Origin of the sequence: Synechococcus sp. CCY 0621 (assembly GCF_019038465.1) — a bacterium.
Classification (GTDB): domain Bacteria; phylum Cyanobacteriota; class Cyanobacteriia; order PCC-6307; family Cyanobiaceae; genus Cyanobium.
Map to the genome: position 1 here is coordinate 19067 of NZ_JAFKRH010000028.1, position 16253 is coordinate 35319.

General features: G+C 68.3%; 8 protein-coding genes and 1 tRNA gene. 4 read left to right on the forward strand and 5 right to left on the reverse strand.

Annotated features, from left to right (window positions below):
• Window positions 1-2: 2 nt before the first annotated feature.
• Complete coding sequence (locus KUG43_RS08685) at window positions 3-1865, reverse strand: phosphodiester glycosidase family protein (protein WP_216908140.1); 1863 nt, start codon at window positions 1863-1865, stop codon at window positions 3-5.
• A 212-nt stretch (window positions 1866-2077) separates the two neighbouring features.
• Here KUG43_RS08685 and gltB point away from each other — a divergent pair, with 212 nt between their 5' ends.
• Window positions 2078-6682, forward strand: coding sequence for a glutamate synthase large subunit (gltB, locus tag KUG43_RS08690; protein ID WP_216908142.1), 4605 nt, complete (start codon window positions 2078-2080; stop codon window positions 6680-6682).
• A 20-nt stretch (window positions 6683-6702) separates the two neighbouring features.
• Here gltB and KUG43_RS08695 read toward each other — a convergent pair whose 3' ends face one another.
• Together KUG43_RS08695 and lipA are read right to left on the reverse strand one after the other, a co-directional pair.
• On the reverse strand, window positions 6703-7044 hold the full coding sequence (locus tag KUG43_RS08695; RefSeq protein WP_216908144.1) for a hypothetical protein: 342 nt from the start codon (window positions 7042-7044) through the stop codon (window positions 6703-6705).
• A 50-nt stretch (window positions 7045-7094) separates the two neighbouring features.
• On the reverse strand, window positions 7095-7991 hold the full coding sequence (lipA, locus tag KUG43_RS08700) for a lipoyl synthase (protein ID WP_216908146.1): 897 nt from the start codon (window positions 7989-7991) through the stop codon (window positions 7095-7097).
• Window positions 7992-8060: 69 nt separating this feature from the next.
• On the opposite strand from lipA, the gene KUG43_RS08705 reads away from it, so the two are divergent.
• Window positions 8061-8134 (forward strand) — tRNA-Pro (locus KUG43_RS08705).
• An 18-nt stretch (window positions 8135-8152) separates the two neighbouring features.
• On the opposite strand, the gene cobJ is transcribed toward KUG43_RS08705, so the two are convergent.
• Window positions 8153-9874, reverse strand: coding sequence for a precorrin-3B C(17)-methyltransferase (cobJ, locus tag KUG43_RS08710; protein WP_216908165.1), 1722 nt, complete (start codon window positions 9872-9874; stop codon window positions 8153-8155).
• A 53-nt stretch (window positions 9875-9927) separates the two neighbouring features.
• Entirely contained in the window at window positions 9928-11070 is a 1143-nt protein-coding gene (locus KUG43_RS08715) for a hypothetical protein (protein ID WP_216908148.1), read from the reverse strand.
• 500 nt (window positions 11071-11570) lie between these two features.
• Between KUG43_RS08715 and psaA the strand changes: the two genes are divergently transcribed.
• Together psaA and psaB are read left to right on the forward strand one after the other, a co-directional pair.
• Window positions 11571-13874: a photosystem I core protein PsaA gene (psaA, locus tag KUG43_RS08720; protein ID WP_216908150.1), complete on the forward strand. Its 2304-nt coding sequence runs from the start codon at window positions 11571-11573 to the stop codon at window positions 13872-13874.
• 20 nt (window positions 13875-13894) lie between these two features.
• Entirely contained in the window at window positions 13895-16123 is a 2229-nt protein-coding gene (gene psaB / locus KUG43_RS08725) for a photosystem I core protein PsaB (RefSeq protein ID WP_216908153.1), read from the forward strand.
• Window positions 16124-16253: the final 130 nt, after the last annotated feature.

The following is a 16253-nucleotide window of genomic DNA, read 5'->3' on the forward strand; positions in this document are numbered from 1 at the left end:
CATCAGTTTGCCAGCCGTTGGCTGGTGGGGCCCAGGCCGGTGGTCGCCGCGCCGCCCCCGACCGGCACCAGCCCCAGGCCGTTGTGAACCGAGCCGGCCACACCCCGGCCCTTGACCCGGTGGCTGCCGCCCATCACCAGGCCGGTGGAACTGCCGCCATCGAGGTTGAGGGCATCGACCAGGCCCAGTTGCTGCAGCAGCCAGGCGGTCTCGGCAAGGGTGGGCCCGGCGCCACCCCCGGCGCCTTCCAGGGTCACCAGCCACAACAGGGTGCCATCGCTGCCCACCACCGTGCGGGGGGCCCCTTGCCGCAGGAAGGCGTCCCCGAATCCTTCAGCGCTGCCGTTGAGCACGATGCGGCCGTTCTGCAGCAGCAACGGCCCTCCGCCCATCACGGAGCCGGCGTTGCCCACCGGGTCGCTGGGGCGGCTCTCCAGGCGCAACGACTCCCCTTCATTCCAGGGCAGGACGGCCCCGGCACGGGCCACCACCAGGGTGTCCTCCGGCCGCAGCGGCACCCCCGCCGCCAGCTCCTGGCTGCCGATCCGCCGCTGCACGCGGCCACCGCTCAGCATCACGCCCGTTTCCGAGCCGGTCAGGGCCTGGTAGAGCCGGCCCCAGTCGGCGGTGTAGCGGCTCAGGCCCCGCTGGGCGTAACCGCTGTTGACGGTCAGCAGCGGCCAGCGCTGGCCACGGTCATCGCTGATCCATTCGTCCAGCCGCAGGCGCCCGAAGCGGGGCAGGCTGCGGGGATCCCAGCCCACGACGCCGCGGTTGAGGATCGGCCCGGACAGCCAGCGGCCCTGGTCCCGCAGGGCACCGAGCGGCAGGCGGCGCACCCGGTTGAAGAAGCCGCCGTTGATCGCCACCAGGGCGTCCTGGCGCTGGGCCAGGGCCGCCAGGGAGCTCAGGCCCGCCATGCCATCGGGCCGGCTGAGGGTCCGCAGTTCCAGCGGCCCGCTGCGGGGATCGACCCTGACGGCATTGATCTGGACCCTGGTCCCCCCCACGGCGCGCACCTGCTGGTCCCAGCGCAGCTGGGGCCCCAGCAGCGCCAGCAGCCGCGGATCGATCGGCGCCGGAGCCGTCGGTGGCGTCGCTGCCGTGCCGGTGGTGCCGCTCAGGGGCAGGTCGATGACCACCCGGGCGGGCTCCCCCAGGGTGAACAGGCGCAGGGGGGCGGTGCCGCCAGGAACGCTCAGGTTCAGGTCCGCTCCATCGGCACCGCTGCGCAGGCCCCGGGCGGTGAGCTGGGCCAGCTGGTCGGCCCGGCTGAGCAGGGCCAGCTGGACGCCGCCGTCGCTGCTGCTGCGTACCAGGGTGGGGCCATCAAGGTCGAGGACCACCCGCCGGAAGCCGGCTTGCTCCGAGCTGCGCACCTGGAGCAGGCGGGGAGCCGGCAGGCGCAGATGCAGCAGGTCGCCGCGACGCTCCACCGCCACTCCGACGTTCTGAAGGATCGCCGCCACGTCGACGGCCACCTCATCCGCCAGCGAGCGCTGCTGGCTGGCGGGCACCACCAGCTCCCGCCCGAACCATTCCAGCGTCAATGCGCCATCGGGCCTGGATCGGCTGCTGAAGCCCAGCTGGCCTTCCAGCACTTCCAGGGGCAGCCACAACGCCTGGGGCTGGCGTGGGTCCTGGCCCCCCCAACGCCAGGCGGCCTGCTGACGGCGGCCGTTGAGCTCCAGCCGGGTGCCGCCGATCTCCGCCGAGGGGGCCAGCCGCACCGGCTCCGGCCGGCGGCGCGACGGGGGATCCAGCTCCGGCAGGGCCGGCGGCACCGGCGGGGGGGCGGCCTCGGTGACCCGCGGGCCTCCGATCAGGGCCAGCAGGACCAGGGTGATCGGAAGGGTCCTGGCCATGGATTGGGGTCCTGCCGCTGCATGGAAAAAGTTAGTCCCGCTGCTTTGGGGCAGCGGCGGCTGCCTAGGATCGGCAGCTCGCCCTGTCGTCGCGGACACGGCTGCTGCACGGGTGACACGGCAGCTCCCCGGCGGGCCCTTCCTGCCGGCCTCTTTAGGCTTGTTGCTTTCAAGCCATCTCCAGCTCCGTTTCAGCAGCACCAACCCGGCCTATGTCCTCCTCCGCTCCGCTCTGGCCCCATCGCGACAGCTCGTCCCCAGGCCCTGGAGAAACGGACGCGTGTGGTGTGGGCTTCCTGGCCCACCTTGATGGGGTGCCCAACCACTGGGTGCTGCAGCAGGCCCTGCGCGGCCTGCGTTGCATGGAGCACCGGGGCGGCTGCGGCGGGGATGGAGATTCCGGCGACGGGGCCGGGCTGCTCACCGCGATCCCCTGGAGCTATCTGGAATCTGTCTGGCCGGCGGCCTCCGCCTCCACGGCCATGGTGCGGGGACTGGGGATGCTGTTTCTGCCCGCCGACGCAGAACGGCGCGACCAGGCCCGGCGGATCTGCGACGAGGAGGCCGAGCGCCTCGGGCTGCTGAGCCTCGGCTGGCGGGAGGTCCCCATCGTCCCCGAGGTGCTCGGGCCCCTGGCCCGGGAGAACGCCCCGGCCATCGAGCAGTGGCTGCTGGCGGCCCCCGATGCCGTGCCCGGCGTCATGGCTGATGTGGACGCCCTCGAATCGCTGCTGTTCCGCCTGCGGCGCCGCGCCGTCGATCGGGTGCGGGAGGTTTGGGGGGCCGACACCACCGACCTCTATTTCGCCTCGATCAGTGGCCGCACCGTCGTTTACAAGGGCATGGTGCGTTCGGAGGTGCTCGATGCCTTCTACGCCGACCTGCGGGACGAACGCTTCAGCGTCGCCTTCGCGGTGTACCACCGCCGCTTCAGCACCAACACCCTGCCCCGCTGGCCCCTGGCCCAGCCGATGCGCCTGCTGGGCCACAACGGCGAGATCAACACGCTGCTGGGCAACATCAACTGGGCCAGGGCGGCGGAATCCCATCTCGAGGCCGTCTGGGGCGATGCCGCCCGGGACCTGCGGCCCCTGGTCAACGCCGCCTTCAGCGATTCGGCCAACCTGGATGCCACCCTCGAACTGATGGTGCGCAGTGGTCGGCCGATCACCGACAGCCTGCTCACCCTGGTGCCGGAGGCCTTCCGCGACCAGCCCGAGCTCGACGAGCGGCCGGCGATCAAGGCCTTCTACGAATACAGCGCCTGCCTGCAGGAACCCTGGGACGGCCCCGCCCTGCTGGTCTTCAGCGACGGCCGCATGGTCGGGGCCACCCTCGATCGCAATGGCCTTCGTCCCGCCCGCTACTGCATCACCAGCGACGGCTACGTGGTGATGGGCTCGGAGACGGGCGTGGTGGAGCTGGAGGAATCCCGCATCATCGAGAAAGGGCGCCTCGGCCCTGGCCAGATGCTGGCCGTGGATCTGGAGCAGCACCGGCTGCTGCGCAACTGGGATGTGAAAGAGGAGACCGCGGCGCGGCTGCCCTACGCCGGCTGGCTGCTCGACCATCGCCGCAGCCTTCCCCCCGGCGCCTGGCAGGCGCAGCACTCCCTGGGCGACCTGGAGCTGTTGCAGCAGCAGACCGCCTCCGGCTTCACGGCCGAGGACCTGGATCTGGTGATCGAGGACATGGCTGGCCAGGGCAAGGAACCCACCTATTGCATGGGGGATGACATCCCCCTGGCGGTGCTCTCCTCGAAGCCCCACCTCCTCTACGACTACTTCAAGCAGCGCTTCGCCCAGGTCACCAACCCCCCCATCGACCCGCTGCGCGAGAAGCTGGTCATGAGCCTGGAGATGCACCTGGGCCGGCGCGGTTCGGCCCTGCGCCCCGATGCCTCCGGCGCCGCGGTGCTGCACCTCACGTCCCCGGTGCTCAACGAGGCCGAACTGCACGAACTCGGCTCCTTTGGCCTCGGGCTCACCACCCTCTCCACGCTCCTGCCGGTGGCCAGCGGCCCTGACGGACTGGAGCAGGCCCTGCACCGTCTCTGCTTCGAGGCGGAAGCGGCCGTGCGCAGCGGCATCCAGATCCTGGTCCTTTCCGACCGCACAGACGGCGGTATCAGCGCAGGCACCACGGCCATTCCTCCCCTGCTGGGGGTTGGCGCCGTGCACCACCACCTGCTGCGGCTCGGCCTGCGCCTGCAGTGTTCCCTGGTGGTGGACACCGCCCAGTGCTGGAGCACCCACCACCTGGCCTGCCTGATCGGTTATGGCGCCAGTGCCGTCTGCCCGTGGCTCACCTGGGAGACCACCCGCCACTGGCTGGCCCACCCCCGCACCCAGTCGATGATCGAGCGGGGCAAACTGCCTCCCCTCGACGCCGACAAGGCCCAGGCCAACGTGCGCAAGGCCCTCGAGGAGGGCTTGCGCAAGATCCTCTCCAAGATCGGCATCTCCCTGCTCGCCAGCTACCACGGCGCCCAGATCTTCGAGGCCATCGGCATCGGCGCCGATCTGATCGATCTGGCCTTCACCGGCACCACCAGCCGGGTGGCCGGCCTCAGCCTGCACGACCTGGCCAGCGAGACCCTGGCCTTCCATGCCAAGGCCTACCCGGAGCTGAACCGCACCAAGCTGGAGTTCATGGGCTTTGTGCAGTACCGCACCGGTGGGGAGTTCCACCTCAACAACCCGGACATGTCCAAGGCCCTGCACGCCGCTGTGGCGGCGGGCCCCGGCTACGACCATTTCTCCACCTACCGCACCCTGCTGGAAAACCGGCCGGTGACGGCCCTGCGCGACCTGCTTGAACTCAGGCCGGCCCCGGTGCCCCTGCCGATCGAGCAGGTGGAGAGTGTCGAGAGCATCTGCAGCCGCTTCTGCACCGGCGGCATGAGCCTGGGGGCCCTCTCCCGCGAGGCCCACGAGGTGCTGGCGGTGGCGATGAACCGCATCGGCGGCAAGAGCAACTGCGGTGAAGGCGGCGAGGATCCGGCCCGCTACCACCCCCTCCACGACGTCGACGGTGAGGGCCATTCCCCCACCCTCCCCACCTTGCGCGGGCTGCAGAACGGCGACAGCGCCTGCTCCGCCATCAAGCAGATCGCCTCGGGGCGTTTCGGCGTCACCCCGGCCTACCTGCGCAGCGGCCGCCAGCTGGAGATCAAGGTGGCCCAGGGCGCCAAACCCGGCGAAGGCGGCCAGCTGCCTGGCCCCAAGGTGGACGCCTACATCGCCTGGCTGCGCAACAGCAAGCCCGGCGTGGCGCTGATCTCACCGCCGCCGCACCACGACATCTATTCGATCGAGGATCTGGCCCAGCTGATCCACGACCTGCACCAGGTGAATCCCGCCGCCCGGGTCTCGGTGAAGCTGGTGGCCGAGATCGGCATCGGCACGATCGCCGCCGGTGTGGCCAAGGCCAACGCCGACGTGATCCAGATTTCCGGCCACGACGGTGGCACTGGAGCCTCGCCGCTGAGTTCGATCAAGCACGCCGGCAGTCCCTGGGAGCTGGGGCTAACCGAGGTGCACCGCAGCCTGCTGGAGAACGGCCTGCGGGACCGGGTGCTGCTGCGGGCTGATGGGGGCCTCAAGAGCGGCTGGGACGTGCTGATCGCCGCCCTGCTGGGGGCTGAGGAGTACGGCTTTGGCTCGGTCGCCATGATCGCCGAGGGCTGCATCATGGCCCGCGTCTGCCACACCAACAACTGCCCGGTGGGGGTCGCCACCCAGAAGGAAGCCCTGCGCAAGCGCTTCACCGGCCTGCCGGAGCATGTCGTCAATTTCTTCGTCTTCGTGGCCGAGGAGGTGCGCCAGCTGCTCAGCGTGCTCGGCGTGGCCCGCCTCGAGGATCTGATCGGCCGTACCGATCTGCTGGCGCACCGCGCCGTCCGCCTCACCAAAACCAGCGCCCTGGATCTCTCCTGCCTGCTCGATCCGATTCCTGCGGCCGCCGACCGCTCCTGGCTTCGCCACGACGACGTCGCCCACGACAACGGCCCGGTGCTTGAGGACGGGCTGCTCGCCGATCCGGAGGTGCGCGCGGCGATCGACGCCCACGGCCATGTGGTGCGCCAGCTGCCGATCGTCAACACCGACCGCAGCGTGGGCGCCCGCCTGGCCGGCGAGATCGCCGCCCTGCACGGCAACACCGGCTTCCAGGGGGGGCTGGCCCTCACCTTCCACGGCGCAGCCGGCCAGAGCTTCGGTGCCTTCGTGCTCCAGGGCATGGACCTGCGCCTGGTGGGGGAGGCCAACGATTACGTGGGCAAGGGCATCAACGGCGGCCGCATCACCGTGGTGCCTCCGGCCGGTGTCACCGATCCCGGTGACCAGGTGATCCTGGGCAACACCTGTCTGTATGGCGCCACCGGCGGCGAGCTGTTCGCCCTCGGCCGGGCCGGCGAACGCTTTGCCGTGCGCAACAGCGGTGCCCGCACCGTGGTGGAGGGGGTTGGCGACCACTGCTGTGAGTACATGACCGGCGGCGTGGTGGTGGTCCTGGGCGGCACCGGCCGCAACGTGGCCGCCGGCATGACCGGCGGCGTGGCCTTCCTGCTCGATGAGAGCGGTGGCCTGGCGGCCCGCCTCAATCCGGAGTCGGTGGAGCTGGTGCCCCTCACCACCCCCGAGCAGGAAGCGCTGCTGCGGCCCCTGTTGGAGGACCACCTTCAGGCCACCGGCAGCACCAGGGCGGCGGCGATCCTGGCCGACTGGCCCACCTGGAAGGGACGCTTCCAGGTGCTGGTGCCCCCCAGCGAGAAGGCCGCCGTGGGGCTGGCCGAACGGGAAGCGGTGGCGGCCTGAGTCGGGGCTGCGGGTCAGGCTCAGAAGTCGTCGTAGACCTGCTTGAACGACGCAACGGTGTCGTCGTTGTTCATGCCGGCCACAGCAATCGATGCGGCACCCAGATGGGTGCTGCAGCTGATCGAGAGGGCCATGGGAAGGCTGGCGTGGTCGGCGTAGATGGAACGGCTCTTGCCGGTGCCGATCACCTGGACATCGTCGGTGAAACCGTTCTTGCTGGCCACCTTCTTGGCGTTGTCCACGCAGGCCATCAGGTCGTTCACCCCTAACACCACGTCCGAATACACGTGCGGAACAGCCAGGGCAGGCTCCCCTGGTGCGAGCAGGCCCACCAGCAGGCCGAGGGAGGCGAGTTTGCTCATGACCGAACCAGGGGGCGGGCGATGTCCCAATCCTGCATCGGGGGCTCTGATCAGCGGGGGTGCTCGCGCATCAGGCGTCGCACCTCGCCGGCGTGGTAGCTGCTTCGTGTGAGCGGACTGCTCACCACCTGCAGGAAGCCCAGCTCGGTTTCGCCGTGGCGGCGGAAGTCTTCGAACACCTCAGGGGAGACGAAGCGCTGCACCGGCAGGTGTTTGGGACCGGGGGAGAGGTACTGGCCGATCGTGACGATGTCGACGGCGTGGGCGCGCAGATCGGCCATCACCTCCTGCACCTCGGCGTCGTTTTCCCCCAGACCCACCATCAACCCTGATTTGGTGTAGGTGCGCGGCCAGCCCTCCCGCACCCGGCGCAGCAGCTCCAGCGAGCGTTCGTACACCCCCTGGGGCCGCACCTGCCGGTAGAGCCGGGGCACGGTTTCGATGTTGTGGTTGAGCACCTCCGGCGCCGACGCCATCACCAGCGCCAGGGCCTCCCAGGTGCCGCAGAGATCCGGCAGCAGCACCTCGATCGTGGTTAGGGGCGCGTTGCGGCGCACGGCCTCGATGCAGGCCACGAACTGGCTGGCCCCGCCATCGGCCAGGTCGTCCCGGTTGACCGAGGTGATCACCACATGGCTCAGGCCCAGGCGCCGCACCGCTTCCCCCAGCCGCTCGGGCTCGGTGGGATCCAGCGCCCGCACGCTGCGGTCGAAGTCGATGTCGCAGTAGGGACAGGCCCGGGTGCAGCCCGGCCCCATGATCAGGAAGGTGGCGGTGCCGCCGGCGAAGCACTCGCCGATGTTCGGGCAGCTGGCCTCCTGGCAGACCGTGTTCAGCTTGAGGTCGACCAGCAGGTCCGCCACCGCCCCGATCCGCTCCCGCTGCGGCGCCTTGACCCGCAACCAGGGGGGCTTGGCAGGGGCGGGCCTGGGGTCGCTGAGGGTCACGGGGGTCGCTGGGCTGGGCGGACTGTAGGCAGGGCTGTCGCTGCGCTCCATCCCCTAAAGTTTGGCCATCGGGATGTGGCGCAGCTTGGTAGCGCACTTCGTTCGGGACGAAGGGGCCGCAGGTTCGAATCCTGTCATCCCGATTTTTTTGACGCCTGCCCTCAGGCCAGAGCCGCCCCCGGGTAGCCCCGGGGGGTCACCATGCGGCCGTCCTGGACTCGGGTCGAGCTGTTGCCGACCAGGACCAGGGTGAGCATGTCCACCTGCTCCTGGGGCAGGGAGCCCAGGGTGTGCAGGCTGAGCGTCTCTTCAGCCCGTCCCAGCTGACGGGCCAGCAGCACCGGCGTGCTGGCCTGTCGCCCTTCGCCCAGCAGTTCGATGGCCCGGCCCAGCTGCCAGGGCCTGCCCAGGGAACGGGGGTTGTAGAGGGCCACGACGAAATCGCCGCTGGCGGCGCCCCTCAGTCGCCGTTCGATCACCTCCCAGGGGGTGAGGCGGTCGCTGAGGCTGATCGTGCAGAAATCGTGCATCAGCGGTGCGCCTGCCCGGGCGGCGGCCAGCTGCAGGGCCGACAGTCCCGGGTGCACCGTGAAGGCGGGTCGGTCGAGGACGGGTAGCTGCAGCCAGAGCTCCAGGGCCAGCCCCGCCATGCCGTAGATGCCGCTGTCTCCTGAGGAGATCAGCGCCACGTCGAGGCCCTGGCGGGCCAGGTCGAGGGCCTCGGCACAACGGGCCGTCTCCTCGGTCAGGCGGCCCTCGCGGCGTAGCTGGTCGGGTCGCCTGAGCGGTTCAAGCAGGTCGAGGTAGAGCCCGTAGCCCACCCACACCGTCGTGGCGGCCAACGCCTGGCGGGCTTCGCCACTGAGCAGGGCGATCGCGCCCGGACCGCTGCCCACCAAGTGCAGACTGCCCCGCTGCGGGGCCCACTGGCGTCCAGCCAGGGCCACCGCCAGGGTGGCGGCACCCCGCTCCCCGGCCCCGGCGCGCCCGATGGTCTTCTCCAGCAGCAGGCGGGGCGCTCCCCCCGCCTGGGACGCCGCCTGGAGGGCGGCGGCTTCGGCCACGCTCGGCGTGCCCATCTCCCTGGCCACCGCCTCAGAGGGATGGGGGACGGTCACCCCCGCCAGGGTGTGGGCGCCATAGAGCCGCAGGGGCCAGCCCCGCTGCTCCGCCAGGGCCAGCAGGGCGGGCTCATCCCCCTTGCGATCGATGCTGGCCAGGCCGGCCACGGCCTCGGGGACCAGCCCTTGCTGCGCCAGTCCCTCCGACACGAGGCGCTCCAGCACCGCCAGACTCGTGTCCCGCTCGCAGCCGAGGCCCAGCCAGAGGGCGGGGGGATGCCAGCGGCAGCCATCGCCACCGTGGGGGCTGATCACCAGGTCTGCCGGGCCGGCCGTCTCTGTGCTGCCGGCGGCCTCCAACGTCTGCCAGAGGCTGTTGCCGCTCTCCTGCCGCAGGCTGATCCGGTTGCCGCGGGCCGATTCCACCATCAGGCCGCGCCAGTCGCCCCCGCCCCGGCGCCAGCCCCAGGCCTGGCCGAAGGCATCCAGGGGCAGCTGGCCTCGGGCGGCGCTGGCGCCGGTGAGCACGGCCTCGCCGCCGACCAGGGCGGCGATCGTCTGGCTGAGCCGATCGCCACCGGCGGCATGGCCCCCCAGCAGCGGCACCACGAAACGGCCGTTGGGATCGACCACCAGCACGGCCGGATCACTGTCCTTGTCGCTGATCAGGGGAGCGATCAGCCGGGTCACCAGACCGCAGGCCCCAACGGCCACCACCGCTTCGGCGGTCCCCCAGTGCTCCGCCAGCCAGACGGCCGCCGCCCCATCCTCCGGGCCGCGTACGGTCCGCAAGATGCCGGCATCGGTGAGCTGTTGCAGCATCGGTGTGGCCGTCGGCCCGAAGCCGAGGCCGATGATCGCGGTTTGGCTGATGTTCACGGCTCCACGCTCCCATCCAGGGGAGGCTCGGCCAGCTCAGCAATGGTTGGGGGCACCGATAGGTTGGGATGGTCCGCTGTCGCCGTACCGATCTCGGCCGGGTTCTCGCCCTCTTCCTGGACCTCGTTTCCCAGCCCGGTTGTGGGGTCTGGCCCAGCTCCCATCTGGGCCTCGGTCTCCACGTCGGGGGCAGATTCCGGCGCCGTCTCTGGCTCTGGCGCTGGTTCGGGCATGGTCTCGGTCTCCGGCTCCGGCTCCGGCGCGGCAGGCGGTGGGGCCTCGCCCAGCAAGATGGCCAGCTCAGCGGGCTGCAGTCGGCCCCCCTGCCAGCGGGGGGCTTCGGCGCCGGCCTCCAGGATCACTTCCGATACCAGGCTGTTGAACGGCGGGTTGAGCGGCTCGCCGAGGCCATCGAGCAGGTCGAGCTGGATCGCATTGCTGCCGCTGCGCCAGCCCTCCAGCCACAGGGGCGTCTGTTGATCCACCAGGAAGCTGTCGCCATTGAGGCTGACCCGCAGCCGCCAGCTGGCGTCACCGCTGCGCAGGTTCTGCAGGGGGGCTTCCAGCAACAGCCAGTCGAGCAGCAGCGGCGTGCCGGCCGCCGTCCCCCGGGGGCTGACGGCGATCAGCTGGGGGCTGCCCGGGGCGGGTTGGCTCAAGGGGTTGGCCGCGACCCTGTGCAACCGGATCTGGCGCTGGGCCCCGGGGCCCTTGACCGCCTCGCCCCAGGGCCTGGCGGCATAGACGGTGAGCCGATGGCTGCCCGGCTCCAGGGGCCGCATGGTGGTGCTGGTGTCTGTGAGCGTCAGAGGTGGATCCCCATCCAGCTGCACCACCAGGTGGGGGCCGAGGCCGAGGGGGCCGGCGTCCACCAGGGGCCAGTCCTCCACCTTCAACTGCAGGGTCCAGGGACCGGCCGGCAGCAGGGCACCGTCGGCGGGGGAGAGGATCTCCACCTGGGGCCGCCGCCCGTCCAGGGCCTCCTGCAGCTGCTGCACCGCCAGAGGTGGCGCCACCTCCTGCTGGCTGGAACGCCCCACCGCCAGGGGGGTGGCGTCCGCAGCCGGGGTGCGGCGGCCCGGCAGGTTGAACGCCAGGGCGGCCGGCGGTGCCACGCTCAGCACCAGCAGCAGCACCATCGTCAGCAGGCCGGCCCAGAGGCAGGCCCTCCCGGCCCCTCGCTCTGTGGCTCCTTGCCTGTGACCCCTGTCGCTCACGCGGGCTGCCTCAACAGTGGCGCCATTCTGCTTCGGGGCCCGAACGGGGCGGATCAGCTGTCGAAATGGCCAAACAATGCAGAAAGCGGTTATAGAAACCCAAGGATTTTCTGATTGTTACGTTGTTGACAACATGCGGCCAGACCGCTGTCGCAGCCTTGGAACCGCTGGGATTAAACCTTTGTAACTGGCGGCCGATTCGCCTTGTTTTCGACCCCTATACTTCCGCCAGCGGTCCCCTTTCGGGGCCCAAAGCCCCAGTCGTGGCAAGGGGTTTCCCCCACCTCACGACTGGTGCCCATGGTCGGGTCTTCCCTGCCATGGGGCCCACCGATGGGGCCGGAACGGTCGCATGACCTGTCTCCGGCGTCCGTCGAAGGGGTGGACCTCCACCTCGACCCCGTCCCTCGAGGAACGTCTCGATGACCATCAGCCCACCAGAGCGTGGGAAAAAGGCGAAGGACATGGTTGACCGGAACCCCGTTCCCGTCGACTTCGATGTTCTCGGCAAGCCCGGGCACTTCGATCGCTCCCTCGCCAAAGGTCCCAAAACCACCACCTGGGTTTGGAACCTCCACGCCAACGCTCACGATTTCGACAGCCACACGAGCGATCTTGAAGAGGTCTCCCGGAAGATCTTCAGCGCTCACTTCGGCCATCTGGCCGTCATCTTCATCTGGTTGAGCGGCGCCTTCTATCACGGAGCCCGCTTCTCCAACTACACCGGCTGGCTGGCCGACCCCCTGCACGTCAAACCCAGTGCCCAGGTGGTCTGGCCGATCTTCGGCCAGGAAATTCTCAATGGCGATGTGGGTGCCGGCTTCCACGGCATCCAGATCACCTCCGGCCTCTTCCACGTGTGGAGAGCCTGGGGTTTCACCAGTGAGTTCCAGCTCCTGTGCACCGCCATCGGTGCCCTGGTGATGGCCGGCCTGATGCTCAACGCCGGTGTTTTCCACTACCACAAGGCAGCGCCGAAGCTGGAGTGGTTCCAGAACGTTGAGTCCATGCTCAACCACCACCTGGCCGGCCTGCTCGGGCTCGGGTCCCTGTCCTGGACAGGCCACCTGCTGCACGTGTCGCTGCCCACCACCCAGTTGATGGATGCCATCGACGCCGGCAGCCCGCTGGTGTTGAACGGCAAGACCATCGCTTCGGTGGCCGACATCCCGCTCCCCCACGAGTTTCTCAACCAGGATCTGCTGACCCAGTTGTTCCCCGGCTTCGGCGCGGGGATCTCCGCCTTCTTCACCGGCAACTGGGCCGCCTACAGCGATTTCCTCACCTTCAAAGGTGGTCTGAATCCTGTGACCGGCAGCCTCTGGATGACCGACATCGCCCATCACCATCTGGCGATCGCGGTGCTGTTCATCGTGGCTGGCCACATGTATCGCACCAACTGGGGCATCGGCCACAGCATCAAGGAAATTCTCGAGGGCCAGAAGGGCGATCCCCTGCTGTTCCCCGCGCCCAAAGGTCACGATGGGCTCTACGAATTCCTCACCACCTCCTGGCACGCCCAGCTGGGTCTGAACCTCGCACTCCTGGGTTCGCTCACGATCATCGTGGCGCACCACATGTATGCGATGCCGCCGTATCCCTACATCGGTATCGACTACCCGACCCAGCTGTCGCTGTTCACCCACCACATGTGGATCGGCGGCTTCCTGATCGTCGGAGCCGGTGCCCACTCGGCCATCGCACTCATCCGCGATTACGACCCGGCCAAGAACATCGACAACGTGCTGGATCGGGTGCTGAAAGCCCGTGATGCCCTGATCAGCCACCTCAACTGGGTGTGCATTTTCCTGGGCTTCCACAGCTTCGGCCTCTACATCCACAACGACACCATGAGTGCCCTGGGACGTCCCCAGGACATGTTCAGTGACACTGCGATCCAGCTGAAGCCCGTCTTCGCGCAATGGATCCAGGGTCTGCACGCCGCTGCCGCCGGCACCACCGCTCCTAATGCGCTGGCTGGTGTGAGCGAAGTGTTCAACGGCACCATCGTCGCCGTTGGCGGCAAGGTCGCCGCCGCGCCGATCCCCCTGGGAACGGCCGACTTCATGGTCCACCACATCCACGCCTTCACGATCCACGTCACCGTGCTGATCCTGCTGAAGGGTGTGCTCTACGCGCGCAGCTCCCGCCTCGTCCCCGACAAGGCGAACCTGGGCTTCCGCTTCCCCTGCGACGGCCCCGGCCGTGGCGGTACCTGTCAGGTGTCGGCCTGGGACCACGTGTTCCTTGGCCTGTTCTGGATGTACAACTCCCTGTCGATCGTCATTTTCCACTTCAGCTGGAAGATGCAGAGCGACGTGTGGGGCACCGTCAATGCCGACGGCACCGTCCAGCACATCACCAACGGCAACTTCGCCCAAGGCGCCATCACCATCAATGGTTGGCTCCGGGACTTCCTGTGGGCCCAGGCCGCCCAGGTGCTGAACAGCTACGGCTCGTCCTCCAGTGCCTACGGTCTGATGTTCCTGGGTGCCCACTTCGTCTGGGCCTTCAGCCTCATGTTCCTCTTCAGTGGCCGCGGCTACTGGCAGGAACTGATCGAGTCCATCGTCTGGGCTCACAACAAGCTGAAGGTGGCTCCCGCCATCCAACCGCGGGCGCTTTCCATCACCCAAGGCCGTGCCGTCGGTGTCGCCCACTATCTGCTGGGCGGTATCGCGACAACCTGGGCCTTCTTCCTGTCCCGACTCATCGCGGTCGGCTGACCTCCACCTGACCTTTCCCAATGGCAACGAAATTTCCTTCGTTCAGCCGGGGTCTGGCACAGGACCCGACAACCCGCCGTATCTGGTACGGCATCGCCACGGCTCACGACTTCGAGAGCCATGACGGAATGACGGAGGAGCGGCTTTACCAAAAGCTGTTCTCCACCCACTTCGGTCACCTGGCGATCATCGGCCTCTGGGTTTCGGGCAACCTGTTCCATATCGCCTGGCAGGGCAACTTCGAGCAGTGGGTCGCCGATCCGCTGCATGTACGTCCCATCGCTCACGCGATCTGGGATCCCCACTTCGGGCAGGGCGCCATCGACGCCTTCACCCAGGCGGGCGCTTCCTCCCCGGTGAACATCGCCTATTCCGGTCTGTACCACTGGTGGTACACGATCGGCATGACGACCAACATGGAGCTCTACCAGGGTTCCATCTTCATGCTGATCCTCTCGGCATGGGCCCTGTTCGCTGGCTGGCTCCATCTCCAGCCCAAGTTCCTGCCTTCCCTGGCCTGGTTCAAGAACGCTGAATCGCGGCTCAACCATCACCTGGCTGTGCTGTTCGGCTTCAGTTCCATCGCCTGGACCGGTCACCTGGTCCACGTCGCCATCCCCGAATCCAGGGGACAGCACGTCGGGTGGGACAACTTCCTGTCGGTCTCGCCTCACCCTGCCGGTCTGGCTCCGTTCTTCACCGGTAACTGGGGCGTCTATGCCCAGAACCCCGACACCGCCAATCAGGTGTTCGGTACGTCGGATGGAGCAGGCACCGCGATCCTCACCTTCCTGGGTGGTTTCCACCCCCAGACCGAAGCCCTGTGGCTCACGGACATTGCCCACCACCATCTGGCCATCGGCTGCATCTTCGTGATCGCCGGCCACATGTACCGGACCAACTTCGGTATCGGCCACTCGATCCGCGAGATCCTGGAAGCCCACAACCCGCCGAAGGGCACTCCCTTTGGTGGAGCCTTGGGCGCAGGCCACAAGGGCCTCTACGACACCATCAACAACTCCCTGCACTTCCAGCTGGGTCTTGCCCTGGCGTCGTTGGGAGTTGTGACCAGCCTGGTGGCGCAGCACATGTACGCGCTGCCGTCCTACGCGTTCATCGCCAAGGACTACACCACCCAGGCGGCGCTCTACACGCACCACCAGTACATCGCCATCTTCCTGATGTGCGGTGCCTTCGCCCACGGTGCGATCTTCTTCATCCGCGACTACGACCCGGAAGCCAACAAGAACAACGTTCTTGCCCGGATGCTTGAGCACAAGGAAGCCATCATCAGCCATCTCAGCTGGGTTTCCCTGTTCCTCGGCTTCCACACCCTGGGTCTCTACGTCCACAACGACGTGGTGGTCGCCTTCGGTACCCCCGAGAAGCAGATCCTGGTGGAGCCTGTCTTCGCCCAGTTCGTTCAAGCCGCCAGTGGCAAAGCCCTGTACGGCATGGATGTGCTGCTGGCCAATTCGGACAGCATCGCCTCGACAGCGTGGCCCAACAACGGCGCCGTCTGGCTGCCGGGTTGGCTGGATGCCATCAATGCAGGCAACAACTCCCTGTTCCTGCAGATCGGCCCTGGTGACTTCCTGGTCCACCACGCCATCGCCCTGGGTCTGCACACCACGACCCTGATCCTGGTGAAGGGTGCCCTGGATGCCCGCGGTTCCAAGCTGATGCCCGACAAGAAGGACTTCGGCTACTCCTTCCCCTGCGACGGCCCCGGCCGTGGCGGCACCTGCGACATCTCGGCCTGGGACGCCTTCTATCTGGCTGTCTTCTGGGCCCTGAACACCGTGGGTTGGGTCACCTTCTACTGGCACTGGAAGCACCTCGCCATCTGGCAGGGCAACGTGGCCCAGTTCAACGAATCCAGCACCTATCTCATGGGCTGGTTCCGCGACTACCTGTGGCTCAACAGCTCCCAGCTGATCAACGGGTACAACCCGATGGGATCCAACAACCTTGCCGTCTGGGCCTGGATGTTCCTCTTCGGTCACCTGGTGTGGGCCACCGGGTTCATGTTCCTGATCTCCTGGCGGGGTTACTGGCAGGAGTTGATCGAAACCATCGTCTGGGCGCATCAGCGCACGCCTCTCGCCAACCTGGTGGGCTGGCGCGACAAGCCCGTCGCCCTCTCGATCGTTCAGGCCCGCGTCGTGGGTCTCGCCCACTTCACGATCGGCTACATCCTCACGTACGCGGCCTTCCTGATCGCGTCCACGTCAGGCAAGTTCGGCTGAGCCTCCGGCTCCCGAGCACCGTTCACGCCCCTTCTCGAGTCTTCGAGGGACCCCCTGCCCCCGGTCACCACCGGGGGTTTTTTATGGCCATGGGGTCCTGGGTGCTGCCTGTGCGTGTCGGCATCCATAC

Bases quoted from the DNA above. Each gene is read 5' to 3' on its own strand.
- KUG43_RS08685 (WP_216908140.1), bottom strand. From the start codon at position 1,865: ATGGCCAGGACCCTTCCGATCACCCTGGTCCTGCTGGCCCTGATCGGA.
- gltB (WP_216908142.1), top strand. From the start codon at position 2,078: ATGTCCTCCTCCGCTCCGCTCTGGCCCCATCGCGACAGCTCGTCCCCA.
- KUG43_RS08695 (WP_216908144.1), bottom strand. From the start codon at position 7,044: ATGAGCAAACTCGCCTCCCTCGGCCTGCTGGTGGGCCTGCTCGCACCA.
- cobJ (WP_216908165.1), bottom strand. From the start codon at position 9,874: ATGCTGCAACAGCTCACCGATGCCGGCATCTTGCGGACCGTACGCGGC.
- KUG43_RS08715 (WP_216908148.1), bottom strand. From the start codon at position 11,070: ATGGTGCTGCTGCTGGTGCTGAGCGTGGCACCGCCGGCCGCCCTGGCG.
- psaA (WP_216908150.1), top strand. From the start codon at position 11,571: ATGACCATCAGCCCACCAGAGCGTGGGAAAAAGGCGAAGGACATGGTT.
- psaB (WP_216908153.1), top strand. From the start codon at position 13,895: ATGGCAACGAAATTTCCTTCGTTCAGCCGGGGTCTGGCACAGGACCCG.